The 19,177-nt window shown below is 60.1% G+C and carries 17 protein-coding genes; 7 read left to right on the top strand and 10 right to left on the bottom strand.

What is annotated here, in order from left to right; translation table 11 throughout:
- Nucleotides 1-66: 66 nt before the first annotated feature.
- The gene (locus WJM78_RS20565; RefSeq protein ID WP_212514201.1) at nucleotides 67-966 is read right to left on the bottom strand and encodes a LysR family transcriptional regulator ArgP; all 900 of its coding nucleotides are present in this window, start codon (nucleotides 964-966) and stop codon (nucleotides 67-69) included.
- A gap of 265 nt (nucleotides 967-1,231) precedes the next feature.
- Complete coding sequence (locus tag WJM78_RS20560) at nucleotides 1,232-1,855, bottom strand: acyl-homoserine-lactone synthase (RefSeq protein WP_339011538.1); 624 nt, start codon at nucleotides 1,853-1,855, stop codon at nucleotides 1,232-1,234.
- A 62-nt stretch (nucleotides 1,856-1,917) separates the two neighbouring features.
- Between WJM78_RS20560 and WJM78_RS20555 the strand changes: the two genes are divergently transcribed.
- The 3 genes from WJM78_RS20555 (at nucleotide 1,918) to WJM78_RS20545 (ending at nucleotide 5,630) form a co-directional block, all read left to right on the top strand.
- Nucleotides 1,918-2,700 (top strand): LuxR family transcriptional regulator, encoded by a 783-nt coding sequence (locus tag WJM78_RS20555; RefSeq protein WP_042038675.1) that lies wholly within the window; start codon nucleotides 1,918-1,920, stop codon nucleotides 2,698-2,700.
- 202 nt (nucleotides 2,701-2,902) lie between these two features.
- The gene (gene lysE, locus WJM78_RS20550; RefSeq protein WP_042038676.1) at nucleotides 2,903-3,523 is read left to right on the top strand and encodes an L-lysine exporter; all 621 of its coding nucleotides are present in this window, start codon (nucleotides 2,903-2,905) and stop codon (nucleotides 3,521-3,523) included.
- Between the two features lie 127 nt (nucleotides 3,524-3,650).
- Nucleotides 3,651-5,630 carry a bifunctional 2',3'-cyclic-nucleotide 2'-phosphodiesterase/3'-nucleotidase gene (locus WJM78_RS20545; RefSeq protein ID WP_339015952.1) on the top strand — a complete coding sequence of 660 codons (1,980 nt, stop codon included), beginning with the start codon at nucleotides 3,651-3,653 and terminating at the stop codon, nucleotides 5,628-5,630.
- Between the two features lie 75 nt (nucleotides 5,631-5,705).
- On the opposite strand, the gene WJM78_RS20540 is transcribed toward WJM78_RS20545, so the two are convergent.
- The 8 genes from WJM78_RS20540 to hslR form a co-directional block, all read right to left on the bottom strand.
- Nucleotides 5,706-6,173, bottom strand: a complete 468-nt coding sequence (locus tag WJM78_RS20540) for a glycine zipper 2TM domain-containing protein (protein ID WP_212514204.1) — start codon at nucleotides 6,171-6,173, stop codon at nucleotides 5,706-5,708.
- A gap of 138 nt (nucleotides 6,174-6,311) precedes the next feature.
- The gene (locus WJM78_RS20535) at nucleotides 6,312-6,764 is read right to left on the bottom strand and encodes a GNAT family N-acetyltransferase (protein ID WP_042038679.1); all 453 of its coding nucleotides are present in this window, start codon (nucleotides 6,762-6,764) and stop codon (nucleotides 6,312-6,314) included.
- Between the two features lie 122 nt (nucleotides 6,765-6,886).
- The gene (locus WJM78_RS20530) at nucleotides 6,887-7,291 is read right to left on the bottom strand and encodes a nitrous oxide-stimulated promoter family protein (protein ID WP_042038921.1); all 405 of its coding nucleotides are present in this window, start codon (nucleotides 7,289-7,291) and stop codon (nucleotides 6,887-6,889) included.
- Nucleotides 7,292-7,378: 87 nt separating this feature from the next.
- Nucleotides 7,379-9,181 carry an aminopeptidase P family protein gene (locus WJM78_RS20525; protein WP_339011529.1) on the bottom strand — a complete coding sequence of 601 codons (1,803 nt, stop codon included), beginning with the start codon at nucleotides 9,179-9,181 and terminating at the stop codon, nucleotides 7,379-7,381.
- 33 nt (nucleotides 9,182-9,214) lie between these two features.
- Nucleotides 9,215-9,880, bottom strand: a complete 666-nt coding sequence (locus WJM78_RS20520) for a GntR family transcriptional regulator (RefSeq protein WP_042038681.1) — start codon at nucleotides 9,878-9,880, stop codon at nucleotides 9,215-9,217.
- 177 nt (nucleotides 9,881-10,057) lie between these two features.
- Entirely contained in the window at nucleotides 10,058-11,683 is a 1,626-nt protein-coding gene (pckA, locus tag WJM78_RS20515) for a phosphoenolpyruvate carboxykinase (ATP) (protein ID WP_042038682.1), read from the bottom strand.
- Nucleotides 11,684-11,832: 149 nt separating this feature from the next.
- Nucleotides 11,833-12,717 (bottom strand): Hsp33 family molecular chaperone HslO, encoded by an 885-nt coding sequence (gene hslO, locus WJM78_RS20510; protein WP_042038683.1) that lies wholly within the window; start codon nucleotides 12,715-12,717, stop codon nucleotides 11,833-11,835.
- 108 nt (nucleotides 12,718-12,825) lie between these two features.
- A complete protein-coding gene (hslR, locus tag WJM78_RS20505) occupies nucleotides 12,826-13,224 on the bottom strand; it encodes a ribosome-associated heat shock protein Hsp15 (protein ID WP_042038685.1) in 399 nt (132 codons plus the stop codon).
- 214 nt (nucleotides 13,225-13,438) lie between these two features.
- On the opposite strand from hslR, the gene exeC reads away from it, so the two are divergent.
- The 4 genes from exeC (at nucleotide 13,439) to exeF (ending at nucleotide 19,176) form a co-directional block, all read left to right on the top strand.
- A complete protein-coding gene (gene exeC / locus WJM78_RS20500) occupies nucleotides 13,439-14,287 on the top strand; it encodes a GspC family type II secretion system variant ExeC (RefSeq protein WP_275929774.1) in 849 nt (282 codons plus the stop codon).
- 21 nt (nucleotides 14,288-14,308) lie between these two features.
- Complete coding sequence (gene exeD, locus WJM78_RS20495; RefSeq protein WP_212514206.1) at nucleotides 14,309-16,339, top strand: GspD family T2SS secretin variant ExeD; 2,031 nt, start codon at nucleotides 14,309-14,311, stop codon at nucleotides 16,337-16,339.
- Nucleotides 16,339-17,844 carry a GspE family T2SS ATPase variant ExeE gene (gene exeE / locus WJM78_RS20490; RefSeq protein WP_042038689.1) on the top strand — a complete coding sequence of 502 codons (1,506 nt, stop codon included), beginning with the start codon at nucleotides 16,339-16,341 and terminating at the stop codon, nucleotides 17,842-17,844. Before exeD ends, exeE begins: the two co-directional genes overlap by 1 nt.
- Nucleotides 17,845-17,955: 111 nt before the next feature.
- Nucleotides 17,956-19,176 (top strand): GspF family T2SS innner membrane protein variant ExeF, encoded by a 1,221-nt coding sequence (gene exeF / locus WJM78_RS20485; protein ID WP_339011519.1) that lies wholly within the window; start codon nucleotides 17,956-17,958, stop codon nucleotides 19,174-19,176.
- Nucleotide 19,177 lies beyond the last annotated feature (1 nt).

Genomic DNA, 19,177 nt, shown 5'->3' with positions numbered 1-19,177 from the left:
GACCTGATGAAGAAACGCCCAGCACTATACGTTTTTACCCCTCCAAAGCCAAGGTGAATGGCCCCGTCAACCCCTGTACAGTGCGTGGCGCCCCTGATCGATCAGGCGCTGGGAGATCTGTTTGTGCAGCCCGCGCTCCAGCACCCAGCGGTGCCAGTAGAGGCGCTCGACGAGCTGATGCTGAGGGCTGAGATCGAGCAGGTTCCCCTGGGCCAGCTGCTGGCGGATCTGCAGTTCGGGGATGAGGCAGTAGGCGAGCCCCTGCTCGGCCATGGCGACGAAGGCCTCCGACGAGCGCACCGTGTGGCAAGGGTAGCCGCCGGGTTCCAGCCCGAAGTGGCGCGCCATGAAGCTCACATGCATGTCGTCGCGCTGATCGAAGGCCACTGCCGGCGCCTTGGCCAGCGCTGCCTGGGTCATGCCATTGGGAAAATGGCGGGCGACGAAGGCAGGGCTGGCGGTGAGCAGGTAGCGCATCTCGCCTAGCTCGTCGACGCAGCAGCCCGCCAGTGGCTGGCCGTGCAGGCTGACAGCGCCGAAGGCCTGCCCCTCACGCACCCGGTCCAGGGTGCGGCACTCGTCATCCACTAGCAGGTTCAGTTCGATGGGGTGCTGTTCCAGCAAGGGGGCCAGGGCGGGCAGGAACCAGGTCGCCAGGCTGTCGGCGTTGACCGCTATGCTGACCCGGATCGGGGCCTGTGGTTCGTCAGGATCGATCTCGCCGGCCAGCTCCAGTTCCAGCTGACGCACCTGGCGGTAGTGGGCCAGCAGCTTCTGGCCAAGGGGGGTCGCCTGCAGTGGCTGGCTGCGAATGAGCAGCGGCTCGGCGAATTGCTGCTCCAGCTGCTTGATGCGCTGGGAGATGGCGGACTGGGTGATATGCAGACGCTGGGCGGCCCGCTCGAAGTTCTGTTCCTGCATCACGGCATCCAGCGCCAGCAGCAGCTTGTAGTCCAACGCCTTCATCAGTATTCCTTATCCGTAAAGGTATTTAGAAGGGATGCTACTGGAGTGGCAGCGGCAGGACAACGCTGCGCTGGCCATATCGCCGACAAGCCCGGCTGGCGTGGTGTGCGGGGTGAAGCAGGTTTGTCACTGTGAGATGTGACAGTGGTGGTCAAAAGATATTCAGTGGATACTCCTTTTCGTCCGTTTTTGCATGGGGTGGAAACGGGCCATAGCGAGCACTTTTAATCCCGGGCCTTACCCCGGGATTTTTTTATGGTGATTATCACTCAGTGACCAGCTCGCGGGCATCGGCATACTCGCCCTGCATGGGCTGGCCGACAGCACGGGCGAAGCGCTCATCCAGGTGAAAGCGTATACCGACCCCGCGCACCGCGCCCAGATCCACCGCCTGACGGTGGCCGAGTCGCTCTATGGGCAGGCCGAGACGGCGGAAGATGCGCTCCACCGGTAGGCTGACCACGGCGACCAGTTCCCTGATCCCCTTCGCCTTGGCGAAGGCATAGACCTCGCGGAAGATAATACAGGTCAGCTCGCTCACCCCGCAGCCCATGCGCGGCGCCCGGTTGGCGTCGATGGCAAGGCGGGTCAGCTCCCACACGTCGTTGCTGCGCGGTGGTGCCTCACCGGCGAGGGCGCTGGGGAATATGCTGGGCAGCATGTAATCCTGGGCGCAACTGAGCAGCCGGATGCAGCCACACAGGCCTTCTTCGTCCTCGATCAGCACCCAATGGGTGTCCGGGGTATCGAAGCTGTCCTGCTCCAGGCCACGGTGGGACTCCACATCCCAGCCGAGGCGATCGGAGAAGACGCGATTACGGAAGCGATAAAGCTCGTTTTCTACCTCCCATCTGGGGTGTTCTTTTAATTTTCCTTTGAAAACAAGCATTCAGGTGTCTCCATTTTAGTGTTCGGCGCTATAATCGAGGCCCTGGCCAGGGGGGCTAGCATATGAAACAAGACCAACTGCTTGAGTACCTCGAACATTTCACTTTGGTAACGGACGGGGATCGTTTGGCCGAGTTGATCGGTCGGTTCACGCTCGGTATGGGCTATGACTACTACCGGTTCGCGCTGATCATTCCCATGTCGATGCAAAGGCCCAAGGTGGTGCTGTTCAATCAGTGCCCCGATTCCTGGGTGCAGGCCTATACGGCTAACCATATGTTGGCTTGTGATCCCATCATCCAGTTGGCTCGCAAGCAGACCTTGCCCATTTATTGGAACCGGCTGGAAGGACGGGCGCGTTTTCTGCAAGAGGGCAGTTTGGATGTGATGGGGCTGGCGGCGGAGTTCGGACTGCGCAACGGCATTTCGTTTCCGCTGCACGGTGCGGCGGGGGAAAACGGCATACTGTCGTTTATTACCGCCGAGCAGGCGTCGAGCGATCTGCTGCTGGACTCCTCGCCCATCCTCTCCTGGATGTCCAACTACATCTTCGAGGCGGCGATCCGGATTGTGCGGGTCAGTCTGCGGGAAGATGACCCTCAGGAGGCCCTGACTGACCGGGAGACCGAATGCCTGTTCTGGGCCAGTGAAGGGAAAACGTCGGGTGAAATTGCCTGCATCCTGGGGATCACGGAACGTACCGTGAACTACCACCTCAATCAGGTCACCCGTAAAACGGGGTCGATGAATCGCTACCAGGCCATCGCCAAGGGGGTGAGCAGTGGCATTTTGCTGCCCAATCTGGAGCAGGTCCTTGTCACCAACTTCCCCAAGCTGATGCAATAAAACCTGCTGATTTTCGGGGCAGAGCGACAGGCTCACAATTGTCAGATCATGCAATTGACAGTTGGTGCCGGATGGGGGTCATTCCTGCCCTCAGGATTTCGCTTGATTAGAGAAATGAATCAGTCAGCAGATTAATGAATTTCTCTGAACGCTTCGTTGCCCCTTATAGTGCCGTCCAACCTCTCTTTTGGACGGTTCATTCATGTTTGCAACTATCCTGCAAGGCTTCACTCTCGGCCTTGCCATGATCATTCCCATCGGTGCCCAGAACGCCTTCGTGTTGAGCCGGGGCATCCACCGTAACCACCATCTGTTGGCGGCGACGCTCTGCTGTCTGTGCGATCTCATCCTGATCGGAATTGGGGTCTTCGGTGGGGCCAATCTGCTGGCGGCCAGCCCCCTGGGTCTGGCACTGCTGACCTGGGGTGGCGTGCTGTTTCTCGGCTGGTTCGGCATTCGCTCCCTGCGCAGTGCCTGGCGGGGGCAGGGGGCTGCACTGGCGGACTCGCCCCGGTTGATGGGGTTAAAGAGCGTGCTGGCCATGACGCTCGGGGTGACGCTGCTCAATCCTCACGTCTATCTGGATACCCTGATGCTGCTCGGCTCCTTCGGCAGTCAGTTTGCCGAGGAGTTGCGACCGGCCTTTGCAGCCGGGGCCATGTTGGCCTCCCTAGTCTGGTTCTACAGCCTGGCATTTGGCGCGGCTGCGCTCTCGCCCTGGCTTGCCCGCGGCAGGGTCCAGCAAGCTATTGATACTATTGTTGGTTTCATCATGCTGGGGTTGGCGTTGCAACTGGTTAGCGGAACTTTGCTGACCTCATAAGGCTTTTTTTGTGTCGTACCTCATAAAAATTAATCCCAGCTTCATGCCCTGACATATTCGTCTGTTAAATTCCTGCCGCTGGTAAAGCGACACTCATAATAAAAGGAACAAAACAGTGAATAAAACCATGAAGCTGGGTGCTATTGCAGCCATAGTGCTGTTGTCTGCCTGTAGCAACGAAAACGACAGCAAGGCGCAACCGGGAACGGTTGCCCTGCGTCTGATCCAGACCTCCGATATTCACTCCAACGTGCTGGGGTTCGACTACTACCAGAACAAGGAGGATCGCAAGTTTGGCTTCTCCCGCACCGCGCTGCTGATCCGCGCGGCCCGCGCCGAAAACCCCAACAACCTGCTGCTCGACAATGGTGACCTGATCCAGGGCACGCCGCTGGCGGATTACATCTTCGAGCAATCCGGTGCCGGCTACCTCGACAAGCAGGCCCATCCGGTGTTCAAGGCAATGAACGAGATGGGCTATGACGCCGGCAACCTGGGTAACCACGAGTTCAACTACGGGCTGGATTACCTCGCCAAGACACTGCAGGGCGCCAAGTTCCCCTATGTGAACGCCAACGTGTTCGAGGCGGGTGCCTTCAAACGCGATGCCAAGGGGCAAATAGACTGGAGCGGCAACAAGTTCAAGCCTTATCTGCTGCTTGAGCGCAAGGTGAAGGATGACAAGGGCCAGTTGCAGACCGTCAAGGTGGGCATACTGGGACTGACCCCGCCGCAGGTGCTGCAGTGGGACAAGCGTCATCTGGAGGGCAAGGTGGTGGTGGCCGACATGGTCGAGACCGCCAATCACTATGTGCCCGAGCTGCGCGCCAAGGGCGCTGACATTGTGGTAGTGGTGGCGCATACCGGCATCAACGCCAGCAGCTACGAGGCCATGATGGAGAACTCCGCCTGGCATCTGGCCAAGGTGCAAGGGGTGGATGCCCTGATGCTGGGTCATGCCCACAAGAACTTCCCGGGCGATTTCCCGGATCTGCCGGAGGTGGACAACCAGGCCGGCACCCTGCGCGGTGTACCGACCGTGATGCCTGGCTACTGGGGCAATCACCTCGGTATCATAGACCTCACTCTGGAGCAGGTGGGCGGCAAGTGGCAGGTGAAACAGAGCCAGGCCAGCCTGCGCAAGATTGACTCCAGCGAAGGCAGCGCCGTGGATCAGCGGGTTGTGGATCTGGTGCAGGCGGATCACGACGCCACCAACCAATGGCTGGATGAGCCGCTTGGCAAGATCACCTCCTCCATCCACAGCTTCTTCGCTCTGGTGCAGGACGACCCGTCGGTGCAATTGGTGAGCGATGCCCAGCGTCGCTACGCCGAGCAGCTGCAACAGGACGGTCTGCTCAAGGAGCCCTACCCGATCCTGTCGGTGGCGGCGCCCTTCCGTGGCGGTCGCAACGGCATCAACGACTTCACCTATGTGGCCCAGGGTGACATCTCCCTGCGCAACGTATCTGACCTCTACATCTATCCGAATACTTTGCAGGTGGTCGAGGTGAATGGTGCCACCGTCAAGGAGTGGCTGGAGATGAGCGCCGGTCAGTTCAACCAGATCGACACCGGCAAGACAGAGGTGCAGTGGCTGGTGAACGAAAAGTTCCCCACCTACAACTTCGACGTGATCGATGGGGTGAACTACGAGGTGGATATCACCCAGCCGGCCCGTTACAGCAAGGAAGGGCTCAAGGTCAGCGATGGTCAGCGCATCAGCGCGCTCACCTTCAACGGCCAGCCCATGGATCCGGCCCAGAAGTTCTACGTGGTGACCAACAACTACCGTGCCAGCGGTGGTGGCCACTTCCCGGGTGTCGACGGCAGCAACATAGTGCATGAAGATCCCTCCGAGACACGGGAGATCATTGCCCAGTACCTGAAGGCCCAGTCTGCTGACAACCCGGGTGGTTTCAGCCCTGCGGCCAACAACAACTGGCACATGAAGGCTCTGCCGGCCAACGTGGACGTGCGGCTCTACTCCTCCCCCCGCGAAGAGGCCAAGCAGCTGGCCGGCGCGGATCTGGAGTACAAGTCCACCCTGCCGATGGACGATGCCCAGCACCCCGGCTACGCCATCTTCCGGCTGATCCGTCAGTAATACCTGACTGAAACCGGCGATAAAAAAAGCCCTCGCAGTGCGAGGGCTTTTTCGTGGGCAGCTGGTGGCGTGTGTTTAGTTCACCACAGCCACGTTGACCCTGCCGTTGCTCTGGGTCATACGAACCCGTGCGCCGGTAGTGAAGGTGGGGCTGGCTTTTTGTACCACTACGATGATTTCGCCGGTATCTCTTTTGATCTCGAGCTCGACGCCGTCGACCTGATTCAACCTGTTGCCGATGGCGTTGCCTGCCGCCGCGCCGCCAATGGCACCGCCGGCAGTGGCAAGGTTACGGCCGGAGCCACCACCTATGGTGCTGCCTAGCAGGCCACCGACTACGCCACCACCTATGGTCCCCAAAACAGACTCATCTTGGGCTTGTATCGTGACGGGACGGGTGGAGGTGATGGTGCCGAAGCTGACAGTCTGCACCTGTTTGGCGCGATCCCTCGTGTAGACGTCGCCAGAGAAAACATTGCTATTGGCGCAGCCAGTGACGGTCGTTGCGGCCAACAGGGCAATAAGAGTCGTTCGTTTCAACATGAGGGGCCTCCTGGGCTGGCATCTGATCTGGTTAATTCGGTTAGTGAGTTTAACTTTACGCTAAGCGGATTGAGCATGACACCCGCAAAGTGTAACCAATTATCAGACTCGGGGGGAGAGACGTTGTCAGCGGCCGGGTCAGCCAAGCCGTTTTTCCAGCAGCAGGCGAGCTTCATCCGGGCCAAAATAGTCGCGCTCCTCGGCAAGTTTTTGATAACCAAGTCGAAAGTAGAGGCGTTGGGCCGGATTGGCGGGATCCACTGTCAGCCTGACGTGTTCGACCCGCAAGTCTGTCAGCGCCTGCTCCACCTTTAGCATCATGCGCTCGGCGAGGCCGAAGCCGCGCGCCTCGGGCAACACAGCCAGTGAGAGCAGCCAGCCTTGCGACCGATTCTGTCCCAGCCCGCCCAGGGCATAGCCCAGCAGCCTGCCATCCAGTTCGGCGACCAGCAGCAGCTCGGGCCACAGATCCATGGCCTGACGGAAAAAGAAGCCGGGGTAGGTATCCTCCCCGAAGACGTCGACATCGATCTGCCAGATGGCGTGCATGTCGGTGTGGCGAGCCACTCTCAAAATGGGGGGCTGATGCATCCGGGCTCCTGTCATTGCATGCGTGCTGCCGTGCGGCAGTCAAAAAAGGAGCACAGGTTAGTGGGCCAGCCGGACTGATGCAAGCTGGTCTGGTGATGGGGCCGGCGCCGCAGCTGCCCGATTCAGGGTGGCAGGGGCCGATTGCTGGGCAATCTGGGGGCCTTGCGACGGCTGTCCAGCAGGTGGTGCAGGGCGAGCCAGGGGTGATGCCACAGCATGCGCAGGCCGCTCCACTTCATGATCAGTTGTATCTGTTTGCGCATGGCCGGGGCATAGCAGTGGATGTTGCAGTTGGCACAGGTGGGTTTGTGGCCGTGACCATAGCGGCAGCGCCGCAGGCGCTGGTGGGCGAATGCTTGCAACTGCTGGCAGTGCCGGCAGGCGGGATCCTGATGATGGTGGTCGCAGTAGAGGCGGATCATGGCGCTGACCGTCTGCTGCTCGCGCATGAGTCTGGGGTGGTCACTCGCCTGTTTGCTGACTGCGGCGTGTGAGCCCCGGGCTGGGCTGGCATGATGACTTTTCATGGCCGCCATTCTCCTGACCTGCTCGTTTGGGGTGTTGATACAGGTCAAAAGGGGGGAGAAAAAACAGGGCCCGCAGGCCCTGTGTCATCAGATGAGGCTGGTTGCCTGCTCCAGCCAGGCGAGATCCTCGCCCTCAAGCAGTGGGCTCAGGCGGCGGAACACCTCGACATGGTATTCGTTGATCCAGCGGAACTCTGCCGGGCTCAGCAGACTGCGGTCGATGAGGCGAGTATCGAACGGCACATAAGTCAGCCGTTCGAAGCCCAGCATGGGCAGCTCGCCGACCTGTTCCTGCTCGGTCACCACCACCAGGTTTTCGCAGCGGATGCCGAACGCATCTTCGCGGTAGTAACCCGGCTCGTTAGAGAGCACCATGCCCGGCTGCAGGGCCACCAGGCTGCCCTTGGGGGCGATGCGCTGGGGGCCTTCATGCACGCTCAGGAAGTGGCCGACCCCGTGACCGGTGCCGTGGTCATAGTTGTAACCGGCTTGCCACAGCGGCATGCGGGCCAGTACGTCGAGCTGGATGCCGGCGGTGCCGCGTGGGAAGCGGGCCTGATCCAGCGCGATATGGCCCTGCAGTACCCGGGTAAACATCGCTTTCTGCTCGTCACTCACCTTACCCACCTTGATAGTACGGGTGATGTCGGTGGTGCCATCCATATATTGCGCGCCGGAATCCAGCAGATAGAGGCTGTCCTGACCGAAGGGGCGCGGGGTGCCGTTGGTGTGACGGTAGTGGCACATGGCGGCGTTGGGGCCAAGAGCGGAAATGGTATCGAAACTCGGCTCGACATAGTGCTCCTGCTCACGGCGGAATGCTTCCACCTGATCGGCCAGGGTGCCTTCATCCACCCCCTCGAACTCGCCGGAGGCGATCAGCCGATCCAGCCAGGCAAGAAAGCGGGTGACGGCGACGCCATCGCGCAGATGGGCGGCGCACATGCCGGTCAGCTCGACCTCGTTCTTGCACGCCTTCGGCAGCATGGTCGGATCCTGGCCGGCCACCAGGATGGCGCCAGCCTCTTCCATGATGAGCTGGGTCCAGGCGTTGGCCGTGTTGGGGTCGGCCAGCACTTTTTGCTGGTCTTCACCAATGCGTTGCAGCACGTCACCCAGCTTGTCGATGGGGTAGACGGAGACGTCTTGGCCAACGTGTTGGGTGAAGGCGAAGCAGTCAATTTTGTCGGTGTCGACGAAGAAATCCATGCTGGTGTTGGCGTAGAGCACGGCAAAGCCCAGCACCACCGGCAGCCGCGCCACATCGCGACCACGCAGGTTGAGCAGCCAGTTGATGGGCTCGGCCTGGGTCAGCAGCACAGCATCCAGCCCGCGCTTGCGCAGATCTGCCGCCAGCAGTTCACGCTTGGCCTGGCTCGACTGGCCGGCCAGCTTTTCGCTGTAGAGGATGACCGGGGTCTTGGTCGGCACGGGGCGATCGCTCCAGTGCAGATCGATGGGGTTCTGTTCCACGCGTACCAGCTCGATACCACGCTCGGTCAACACGGCCTTGGCGTGTCGATACCAGGCCAGGCTGTGCAGGCGGGCGTCGAAGCCGACCCGGGAGCCGGACGGCAGCTGATCCGCCAGCCACTGGACGTGGGGATCTTCATTGAGGTGGAGAAACTCAAACAGCTCGGCCGGTGCCTGCATACGGGCCTGCACAGTGTAACGACCGTCGATGAACAGGGCCGCCCGCTGCGACATGATGATGGCGAGCCCGGCGGAGCCGTTGAAACCGGTGATCCAGTCCAGACGCTCGGCGTAGGCGGGAATGTACTCGCCCAGGTGCTCGTCATCGTGGGGGACGATAAACGCGTCCAGCTCCTGCAGGGCCAGCACGGCTCTGACTTGGGCCACGCGGGTTTCAATTATCTCGAAATGATTCATGTCGTTAGTGCCAGATGGTTGCTATATGAGTGTTCAGTTTTTATGGCCACTATCCAGGATCCGTTTGATCGACTGGCCTGCCGCTTCGATATGTTGTTTGAGCAGTACCACCGCCTCGTGCTTGCGCCGGGCGCGGCACAACTCCAGCAGTTGGGCGTGTTCACGCTCCGCCTTGTCCACGCCGTCGCTGGCAAACAGCAACTCGAAGCGGACATAGCGGTCACAGCTCAGATTTATCTGGGCGATCAGTTCAAGTGCCTGGGGGCGACCGGCTGCCTGATAGAGGGTGGCGTGAAAGCTGTGGTTCAACTCGGCCCAGTGTTCGATCTGGGTGCCTGATTCGAGCGCCTGATCAAACTGGGCGAGGATCGCCTCCGCTTGCGCGAAGGTGGCTTCCGTCATCTTGTCGACGGCGTGAAACAGGGTATCGGCTTCCAGCAGTGCTCGCAAATAAAAGAGCTCCTCGATGGCCGAAGTGTCCAGCATGGTGACCACGGCGCCGCGGTGGGCCTCGAACTTCACCAGCCCCTGGGCCTCCAGCTGCATCAAGGCTTCCCGCACCGGAATGCGGCTCACCGCCAGCTCCTTGGCGATGGCATCCTGACGCAGGGGGGCGCCGGCGGGGAATTCGCCACGCAGGATCCGGCCACGGAGGTTTTCCATCACCATCTGGGTTCGGGTCTTGTAGGGTGGGGTCATGGTCGGGTCACAGGGGAATCGTTACGAAATTGTATATTGTATAAAGTTGGGCTGAATCTAACGTGCAACCGCACACAAGGCAAGGTTTGGCGGGGATCAAACGCCGCCCTTTGGTTAAAAAAATACCGGTCAGCAGGGCTGACCGGTATGGATGTCGGTAAGAGAAGGGGGCTGGTGTTACAGCTGCGGACCCGCAGCAATCAGGCGCTTGCCCTCTTCGTTATCGGTGAAGCGCTCGAAGTTCTTGATGAAGCGCTGGGCCAGATCCTGGGCCTTGGCATCCCACTCGGCCTTATTGGCATAAGTGTCGCGCGGGTCGAGGATTGCCGGGTTCACGTCGTGCAGCGCGGTCGGCACTTCCAGATTGAAGATCGGCAGCACCTTGGTCTCGGCCTTCTCGATGGAGCCATCCAGGATGGCGTCAATGATGGCGCGGGTATCCTTGATGGAGATGCGCTTGCCGGTGCCGTTCCAGCCGGTGTTGACCAGATAGGCTTCTGCGCCGGCTGCTTCCATCCGTTTCACCAGTTCCTGGCCGTACTTGGTCGGGTGCAGGCTGAGGAAGGCTGCGCCGAAGCAGGAGGAGAAGGTCGGCGTCGGTTCTGTGATGCCACGCTCGGTACCGGCCAGTTTGGCGGTGAAGCCGGACAGGAAGTGGTACTTGGTCTGCTCCTTGGTCAGCTTGGAGACCGGGGGCAGCACACCGAAGGCATCGGCAGTCAGGAAGATCACCTTGTTGGCATGACCCGCCTTGGAGATCGGCTTGACGATGTTCTCGATGTGATAGATGGGGTAGGAGACCCGGGTGTTCTCGGTTTTGGAGCCATCATCGAAGTCGATGGTGCCATCGGCGGCGACGGTCACGTTCTCCAGCAGCGCATCGCGACGGATGGCGTGGTAGATGTCCGGCTCGGCTTCCTTGGAGAGCTTGATGGTCTTGGCGTAGCAACCCCCTTCGAAGTTGAACACGCCGTGGTCATCCCAACCGTGCTCGTCATCGCCGATAAGCGCACGCTTGGGATCGGTGGAGAGGGTGGTTTTGCCGGTGCCGGAGAGACCGAAGAAGACGGCGACGTCGCCGTCCTGACCCACGTTGGCGGAGCAGTGCATGGAGGCAATGCCGCGCAGGGGCAGGAAGTAGTTCATCATGGAGAACATGCCCTTCTTCATCTCGCCACCGTACCAGGTGCCACCGATGAGCTGCATCTTCTCGGTCATGTTGAAGGCGACGAAGTTCTCGGAGTTGAGACCCTGCTCCTTCCAGTTCGGGTTGGTGCACTTGGCCCCGTTCATCACCACGAAGTCAGGTTTGAAGGTTTTCAGCTCTTCATCGCTCGGGCGAATGAACATGTTTTTCACGAAGTGAGCCTGCCAGGCCACCTCTGTGATGATACGCACGGCCAGGCGGGTATCCGGGTTGGCGCCGCAGAAGCCATCGACCACAAACAGGCGTTTGCCGGAAAGTTGTGTGGTCACCAGGGATTTCAGATCTGACCACACTTCCGGGGTAATCGCTTTGTTATCGTTTTTGCCCTGATCAGACCACCACACAGTATTCTGGGTGGTGGCGTCTTTGACGATATATTTATCTTTCGGGGAACGGCCGGTGAAGATGCCGGTATTGACGTTGACGGCACCCAGCTCGGTCACCACGCCGCGCTCGAACCCTTCCAGGTCAGAACGTGTCTCTTCCGCGAAAAGCTGATCGTAAGAGGGGTTGCGAACGATTTCTTGGCTGTTTTTGATACCGTACTGGTCCAGTTCTAATTGTTGGGCCAGGGTGGGTTCTGCCACGATTGTCATTGTATTCTCCTGGGGTCAGAGGTGTGTAGGGTTCTATCTGGCGTTTATCCTATCACTTAGGTGGTAGGGTTTAGCGATCGCCATCAAACTTTATAAAATAGGGTGTTTTTTTGTTATTTAAGTTAAAGGCGGGTTTTGCCCGCCTTCAATTAGTGTAACTTGTTTGCATCATTATCGGGAGCCCTGCTGAACAGGGTTTCGACGTCGATCCCATCGAATTGGTACTGGGCGCCGCAATAATCACAATGCATGTCGATCTTGCCGAGCTCCTGCACCATCTCCATCACCTCTTCCTTTTCTATCTGCAACAGGGCCCCTTCGCAGCGTGCGCGGGAGCAGGTGCAGCGGAACTCGACCGCCTGCGGATCGAACACCCGCACCTTGTCCTGATGGTAGAGCCGGTAGAGGATCTCTTCGGCTTCCAGGCCGAACAGCTCTGCATCCTTGATGGTGGCGGTGAGCTGGGTCAGGTGATCAAAATCTGCGCTGTGATCCTCGCTCTGGGCGGGCAGTGCCTGCAGCAGTATGCCGGCGGCACGCGGTGCGCCTTCGTGGTAGCCGGTACGGATCCACAGTTTGGTGGCCAGCTGTTCCGACTGGGCAAAGTAGTGCTCCAGGCAGCCAGCCAGGGTGTCTGCGTCCAGCGCTATGATGCCTTGGTAGCGTTCACCCTGCTCCGGGGTGATGGTGATGATCAGCTGGCCTTCACCGATCAGGCTCTGCAGCTTGCCATCGTTTGGCAGCTCGCCCTCAAAACGGGCCACACCGCGCAGTTGCTGGTTGTTGTCACCGTTGATGACGGCGAGGCGCACCGGGCCATCGCCCTGCAACTGCACCGTGATGGAGCCTTCAAACTTGAGGGTGGCGGTCAGCAGGCTGGTGGCAACCAGCAGCTCACCCAGGAGTTTTTGCACCTGCACCGGGTAGTTCTGGGCTTCCACTACGTGGCGGTAGGTATGGTCCAGCTGGACCAGCTCACCCCGGACTTCGTACTCTTCAAACAGATAGCGATACAGGAGATCTTGGTTACTCATCATGCATTCCTGGGTTCTTAGGTGAGGTAAATAGATAAAAATATTATTAAACAGTTGGTTAGGAACTTATCCCGCCTCCTGTCGTCATAAAAGGGCCACGTTGGCGAGTCAGTATTGCTTGACCTTGATCAGCTGGCGTCGCTCTTGCTTGTCGGGGCGGCGCTCGGGGCTTGGGGCAAACTGGCTGTTGAAGCGGCGCGCCTCGCTGTTTTCGGCCCGTTTTTTCAGGCTGGCTGCTGTCTCTTCATAGAGCAGTTGGGCCAGCGGTGCGGACTTGCGCTGTTCGCTCACTTGCAGCACCCGCACCTCCCGTTCGTCCTGGCCTTGCCAGACACGGATGAGGGCACCGGCTTCGACGGCCTTGCCCGGCTTGCTGCGCTGGCCGTTGTAGTGCACCTTGCCCCCTTCAATCTGATCGCGGGCCAGGCTGCGGGTTTTGTAAAAACGCGCCGCCCACAACCATTTGTCGAGGCGGACCTGGGTTGTGGTTTCTGCGGGATTCGGCATGAATCGACTCCGGGATGGCTGAAAGGGGAGCCTGATTATACCAGAGGCAGGCCTCGGGATAGAAACGGGGGGGCTTATGGTGTGACGCAATGTCAATTTTCGCAGCTTCATCCCATCCGGTCGGTTGTCTCTGGGTCCATTGCCGTACACAATAGCCAACCGATTTGGATGCCAGAATATATTGATAAACATGACGCTACCGTTCAGGGATGACTTGTTGAGCTCCCTTCTGGCCCGTTGCAAAACCGTGCCGCTCTCCCGTTTCAGCCAGCCTCTGTTCTGGCTTCTGCTGCTGTTGCTGGCCCACCAGTGTGCCGGTCTTACCTGGCGTCTGCTGGATCTCGGCAGCCAGCAAGCCAGCCAACCCTGGCAACCGGCCATGGTCTCCAGTCCGGGCCAGGGCACGGCCCGACTCGATCTCAGCGGTATCAGCCGGCTGGCGCTGTTTGGCAAGGCGAAGCAACAGGCCCAAGCGGCCGATGCTGTCGCCGCCGATGCTCCCAAGACTCAGCTCAACGCCCAGCTCAACGGTGTGCTGGCGAGTTCTGACCCGGCCAAATCCATCGCCATCATCGCCCACAACGGTGTGCAGAACTCCTATGGCATCGGTGATTTCATCGATGGCACCCAGGCCAAAATTCGTCAGGTGTTTGCCGATCGTGTCATCATAGAGCGGGACGGGCGGGACGAGACCCTGATGCTGGACGGGGAAGAGTACGGCAAGCCACTGCCCAAGGCGGGCAATCAGGATGACAAGCTCTCCTCGGTGCGCACCGAACTGCTGGGCAACCCCGGCAAGATCACCGATTACCTCAATATTTCCCCAGTACGGGTGGATGGTCGCATGGTCGGCTATCGCCTCAATCCGGGCAGCAATCCAGAGCTGTTCAATCAACTCGGTCTGGTCGCCAACGACATGGCGGTCAGCATCAATGGCCTCGATTTGCGGGATAACGCTCAGGCCATGCAGGCAATGCAGCAGGTGGCTGGCGCCACGGAAATGACCGTCACCGTCGAGCGGCAAGGACAGCTCTATGACGTTTATGTCGGCTTGTCAGAATAATGATTTGGAGTAGCACCAAGAATGATAAATAAAAGGAATGGCTGGCGTCTGGCCACGGTTGCGGCGGCGCTGATGATGGCAGGTTCTGCCTGGGCCACCGAGTATTCTGCCAGCTTCAAGAATGCCGACATCGAAGAGTTCATCAACACGGTCGGCAAGAACCTGAGCAAGACCATCATCATAGAGCCTTCGGTGCGCGGCAAGATCAACGTCCGCAGTTACGACCTGCTCAACGAGGAGCAGTACTACCAGTTCTTCCTGAGCGTGCTCGATGTCTATGGCTTCGCTGTGGTGCCTATGGATAACGGTGTGCTCAAGGTTGTGCGCTCCAAGGATGCCAAGACCTCTGCCATCCCTGTGGTGGATGAGACCAACCCGGGCATAGGCGACGAGATGGTGACCCGGGTGGTGCCGGTGCGTAACGTCTCGGTGCGCGAACTGGCTCCTCTGCTGCGTCAGCTCAATGACAACGCCGGTGGCGGCAACGTGGTCCATTACGATCCCTCCAACGTGCTGCTCATTACGGGCCGTGCCGCTGTGGTCAACCGTCTGGTGGAAGTGGTACGCCGGGTCGACAAGGCGGGCGATCAGGAAGTGGACATCATCAAGCTGAAATATGCCTCCGCTGGCGAGATGGTGCGGCTGGTGACCAACCTCAACAAGGATGGCAACAGTCAGGGCGGCAACACCTCTCTGCTGCTGGCACCCAAGGTGGTGGCCGACGAGCGCACCAACTCGGTGGTGGTCAGTGGTGAACCCAAGGCGCGGGCCCGCATCATACAGATGGTGCGCCAGCTCGATCGGGATCTGCAGAGCCAGGGCAACACTCGGGTCTTCTACCTGAAATATGGCAAAGCCAAGGACATGGTGGAGGTGCTCAAGGGGGTCAGCTCCAGCATAGAAGCGGACAAGAAGGGGGGCGGCACCACGGCCGGTGGCGGCAACGCCAGCATTGGGGGGGGCAAGCTGGCCATCTCCGCCGACGAGACCACCAATGCGCTGGTCATCACGGCCCAGCCGGATGTGATGGCCGAGCTGGAGCAGGTGGTTGCCAAGCTGGATATCCGCCGTGCCCAGGTGCTGGTGGAGGCGATCATCGTCGAAATTGCCGACGGTGACGGTCTCAACCTCGGGGTGCAGTGGGCCAATACCAACGGTGGTGGTACCCAGTTTACCAATGCTGGCCCAGGTATAGGTTCAGTGGCCATCGCCGCCAAGGATTACAAAGATAACGGTAACACCACGGGTATTGCCAAGTTGGCGGAGAATTTCAACGGCATGGCGGCCGGTTTCTACCAGGGTAACTGGGCCATGTTGGTGACGGCACTCTCCACCAATACCAAGAGCGATATTCTCTCCACCCCGAGTATCGTCACCATGGACAACAAGGAAGCCTCCTTCAACGTCGGCCAGGAAGTGCCGGTGCAGACGGGCACCCAGAACTCCACTTCCGGTGACACCACCTTCAGCACCATAGAGCGCAAGACGGTGGGTACCAAGCTGGTAGTGACGCCGCAGATTAACGAAGGGGACTCTGTGCTGCTCACTATCGAGCAGGAGGTCTCCAGCGTGGGTAAACAAGCGACAGGAACGGACGGCCTGGGCCCCACCTTCGATACCCGCACCGTCAAGAACGCCGTGCTGGTGAAGAGTGGCGAAACCGTGGTGTTGGGCGGCCTGATGGATGAACAGACCAAGGAGGAGATCTCCAAGGTGCCTTTGCTGGGCGATATCCCTGTGCTGGGCTACCTGTTCCGCTCTACTTCCAACACCACGTCCAAGCGCAACCTGATGGTCTTTATCCGGCCCACCATATTACGCGATGCCAACGTCTACTCGGGAATCTCCAGCAACAAGTACACCATGTTCCGGGCCGAGCAGCTGGAAGCTGCCGCACAGGAGGGTTACCTCACCTCGCCCAAACGCCAGGTGCTGCCTGAATATGGCCAGGATGTGGCCCAGTCGCCCGAGGTACAGAAACAGATTGAGCTGATGAAGGCGCGCCAGCAGGCGACGGCCGACGGAGCGCAGCCGTTCGTGGGTAACAAGTAATGGCGGCATACCAGCTCGATAACACGAGTTTGCCGGCGACCCTGCCCGAGCTGCCGTTCGCCTTTGCCCGCAACTTCGGTGTCGTCCTGACCGAGCGGCAGGGGACCCCCCTGCTGCAGTGCCGTCCGGGGGTGGCGCCGCAAACCCTGCTGGAGGTGCGGCGGGTGGTGGGATGCGCCTTTGAGGTGGAGCAGCTCGGCAATGATGAGTTTGAAGAGTTGTTGATGGCGCACTACCAGCGCGACTCTTCCGAGGCACGCCAGCTGATGGAAGATCTCGGCAACGAGATGGACTTCTTCGCCTTGGCGGAAGAGCTGCCCCAGAGCGAGGATCTGCTGGACGCCGATGATGACGCCCCCATCATTCGCCTCATCAACGCCATGTTGAGCGAGGCGATAAAAGAGGAGGCGTCTGACATCCATATCGAGACGTTCGAGCGGGTGCTGGTCATTCGTTTCCGCATCGATGGCGTGCTGCGGGAGATACTGCGCCCCCATCGCAAGCTGGCATCGCTTTTGGTATCGCGCATCAAGGTCATGTCGCGGATGGACATCGCCGAGAAGCGGGTGCCGCAGGATGGCCGCATCTCGCTGCGCATCGGTGGCCGGGCGGTGGACGTGCGGGTTTCCACCATGCCGTCCAGCTACGGCGAGCGGGTGGTATTGCGTCTGCTTGACAAGAACAACGTGCGCCTCGAGCTGAAGCAGCTTGGCATGACGCTTGCCAACCGTAACATCATCAGCGAACTCATTCGCAAACCCCACGGCATCATTCTGGTGACGGGCCCGACCGGTTCGGGCAAGTCCACCACCCTCTATGCGGCGCTCTCCGAGATAAACTCCCGGGATCGCAACATTCTCACGGTCGAGGATCCCATCGAATTCGACCTCGAAGGGGTGGGCCAGACCCAGGTCAACACCAAGGTAGACATGACCTTCGCCCGTGGCCTGCGCGCCATTTTGCGGCAGGATCCGGACGTAGTGATGGTGGGGGAAATTCGCGACCTCGAGACCGCCCAGATAGCGGTGCAGGCGTCGCTGACCGGTCACCTCGTGATGTCGACCCTGCACACCAACACCGCTATCGGTGCCATCACCCGGATGCGGGACATGGGGATAGAGCCTTTCCTGCTCTCCTCGTCGCTCTTGGCAGTGCTGGCACAGCGGCTGGTGCGCACCCTCTGTCCGGATTGCCGCGCTCCGCGCCCGATCACGGAGCAGGAGCGCCTGGCCATGGGGATGGCGTTGGCGCCGGATCAGCAGGTGTGGCGCCCGGTGGGCTGCGAGCAGTGCAACCACACCGGCTATCGCGGCCGGACTGGCATTCACGAGCTGGTGGTGATCGACGAGGCGGTGCGCGAGGCGATCCACAGCGCCAGCGGTGAACTCGCCATCGAGCGATTGATCCGGGACCATACCCCCAGCATACGCCGCGACGGTATCGACAAGGTGCTCAAGGGCCAGACCAGCCTGGAAGAAGTATTGCGGGTGACCCGGGAAGATTGATGTGCGGTCAGGCAAGCGCGGCCGGACAGGCTCAGGAACACAATGCCTGATGGCAGCTAGCTGAATCGGGATAACGAGACGTCACAGTGTTAGGGCAGAGGAGCAAGAGTATTGTCAGCATTTGAATACAAAGCCCTCGACAGCAAGGGGCGCCAGAAGCAGGGGGTGACCGAGGGTGATTCGGCCCGTCAGGTGCGCCAGCAACTGCGTGAGCAGGGGCTGACCCCGCTCGAGGTGAACGAGACCACAGAGAAAGCAAAGCGGGAAGCGAATCGCTTCGTGCTGTTTCGCCGTGGCGCCTCCACCTCCGAGCTGGCCCTCATCACCCGTCAGCTGGCGACCCTGGTGGGTGCCGGTCTCACCATCGAAGAGGCGCTGCGGGCGGTAGCCGAGCAGTGCGAGAAGGCTCACCTGCGCAGTCTGGTGGCAACCGTGCGCAGCAAGGTGGTAGAAGGTTACTCGCTGGCCGATTCGCTGGGGGCCTTCCCCCACGTGTTCGATCAGCTGTTTCGCTCCATGGTGGCGGCCGGTGAAAAATCGGGTCATCTGGAGAAGGTGCTAAACCGGCTCGCCGACTACACGGAGCAGCGCCAGCACATGCGTACCAAGCTGCTGCAGGCGATGATTTACCCAATAGTCCTCACCATGGTGGCGGTCGGGGTCATCTCGATCCTGCTCACCGCCGTGGTGCCCAAGGTGGTGGCACAGTTTGAACACATGGGCCAGCAACTGCCTGCGACGACCCGTTTCCTCATCGGCACCAGCGAGCTGATGCAGCATTACGGCCTCTGGTTCCTGCTGCTGCTGTTTATCAGTGGGTTTGTCTGGCGCTGGTGGCTGACCGACGAGAAGCGTCGCCGTCACTGGCACCAGGTGGTGCTGCGCCTGCCGGTCATTGGCCGGGTCAGCCGTGGTCTCAACACCGCCCGCTTCGCCCGTACCCTGAGCATACTCAACGCCAGCGCCGTGCCCCTGCTGGAGGGGATGAAGATCGCCGGTGAGGTGCTCTCCAATGACTTCGCCCGTACTCGCATCAGTGAGGCCACCGAGCGGGTGCGGGAGGGGACCAGCCTGCGCAAGGCGCTGGATGAAACCAAGATTTTCCCGCCCATGATGCTGCACATGATCGCCTCTGGCGAGCAGAGCGGCGAGCTCGACAGCATGCTGGAGCGGGCGGCGGACAACCAGGACAGGGAATTTGAAACCCAGGTGAATATCGCCCTCGGCGTGTTCGAGCCCCTGCTGGTGGTCTCCATGGCCGGGGTCGTGCTGTTTATCGTGATGTCGATTTTGCAGCCGATCCTCGAGCTCAACAACATGGTGAATCTGTAAG

This window comes from Aeromonas popoffii, assembly GCF_037818705.1.
Taxonomy (GTDB): Bacteria; Pseudomonadota; Gammaproteobacteria; order Enterobacterales; family Aeromonadaceae; genus Aeromonas; species Aeromonas popoffii.
Note: the sequence above shows the minus strand (reverse complement) of the source record. Positions and strands in the feature narration are given on the sequence as shown.

Excerpts from the sequence above, each read along its gene's own strand:
- WJM78_RS20565 (WP_212514201.1), bottom strand. The coding sequence starts at position 966 with ATGAAGGCGTTGGACTACAAGCTGCTGCTGGCGCTGGATGCCGTGATG.
- WJM78_RS20560 (WP_339011538.1), bottom strand. The coding sequence starts at position 1,855 with ATGCTTGTTTTCAAAGGAAAATTAAAAGAACACCCCAGATGGGAGGTA.
- WJM78_RS20555 (WP_042038675.1), top strand. The coding sequence starts at position 1,918 with ATGAAACAAGACCAACTGCTTGAGTACCTCGAACATTTCACTTTGGTA.
- lysE (WP_042038676.1), top strand. The coding sequence starts at position 2,903 with ATGTTTGCAACTATCCTGCAAGGCTTCACTCTCGGCCTTGCCATGATC.
- WJM78_RS20545 (WP_339015952.1), top strand. The coding sequence starts at position 3,651 with ATGAAGCTGGGTGCTATTGCAGCCATAGTGCTGTTGTCTGCCTGTAGC.
- WJM78_RS20540 (WP_212514204.1), bottom strand. The coding sequence starts at position 6,173 with ATGTTGAAACGAACGACTCTTATTGCCCTGTTGGCCGCAACGACCGTC.
- WJM78_RS20535 (WP_042038679.1), bottom strand. The coding sequence starts at position 6,764 with ATGCATCAGCCCCCCATTTTGAGAGTGGCTCGCCACACCGACATGCAC.
- WJM78_RS20530 (WP_042038921.1), bottom strand. The coding sequence starts at position 7,291 with ATGAAAAGTCATCATGCCAGCCCAGCCCGGGGCTCACACGCCGCAGTC.
- WJM78_RS20525 (WP_339011529.1), bottom strand. The coding sequence starts at position 9,181 with ATGAATCATTTCGAGATAATTGAAACCCGCGTGGCCCAAGTCAGAGCC.
- WJM78_RS20520 (WP_042038681.1), bottom strand. The coding sequence starts at position 9,880 with ATGACCCCACCCTACAAGACCCGAACCCAGATGGTGATGGAAAACCTC.
- pckA (WP_042038682.1), bottom strand. The coding sequence starts at position 11,683 with ATGACAATCGTGGCAGAACCCACCCTGGCCCAACAATTAGAACTGGAC.
- hslO (WP_042038683.1), bottom strand. The coding sequence starts at position 12,717 with ATGAGTAACCAAGATCTCCTGTATCGCTATCTGTTTGAAGAGTACGAA.
- hslR (WP_042038685.1), bottom strand. The coding sequence starts at position 13,224 with ATGCCGAATCCCGCAGAAACCACAACCCAGGTCCGCCTCGACAAATGG.
- exeD (WP_212514206.1), top strand. The coding sequence starts at position 14,309 with ATGATAAATAAAAGGAATGGCTGGCGTCTGGCCACGGTTGCGGCGGCG.
- exeE (WP_042038689.1), top strand. The coding sequence starts at position 16,339 with ATGGCGGCATACCAGCTCGATAACACGAGTTTGCCGGCGACCCTGCCC.